Source organism: Pseudomonas sp. VE 267-6A, from assembly GCF_024126555.1.
GTDB classification, from domain to species: domain Bacteria; phylum Pseudomonadota; class Gammaproteobacteria; order Pseudomonadales; family Pseudomonadaceae; genus Aquipseudomonas; species Aquipseudomonas palmensis.
This window is the reverse complement of record NZ_JAMYBY010000062.1, coordinates 1-368: the sequence shown is the minus strand read 5'-3', so window position 1 is coordinate 368 and position 368 is coordinate 1. Positions and strand designations below refer to the sequence as shown.

1 protein-coding gene is annotated in these 368 nt (G+C 67.7%); it reads left to right on the top strand.

Annotated elements, in window-relative coordinates; genetic code table 11:
• Positions 1 to 368: AMP-binding protein (locus NJH59_RS25445; protein WP_253087483.1), on the top strand; the 368-nt coding region annotated here is incomplete at both ends.

The following is a 368-nucleotide window of genomic DNA, read 5'->3' as shown; positions in this document are numbered from 1 at the left end:
TCCACCGGCAATCCCAAGGGCGCCGGCAACCGCCACAGCGCACTCACCAACCGCCTGTGCTGGATGCAGCAGGCCTACGCCCTGGACGCCAGCGACACGGTACTGCAGAAGACCCCGTTCAGCTTCGACGTGTCGGTGTGGGAGTTCTTCTGGCCGCTGATGACCGGTGCGCGCCTTGTGGTCGCTGCTCCTGGCGACCACCGCGACCCGGCCAGGCTGGTAGCGCTGATCAACCAGCACCAGGTCAGCACCCTGCACTTCGTACCGTCGATGCTGCAGGCCTTCCTGCTGGATGCCGGTGTGCCGAGCTGCACCAGCCTCACCCGCATCGTCTGCAGCGGCGAGGCCCTGCCGGTGGACGCGCAGCA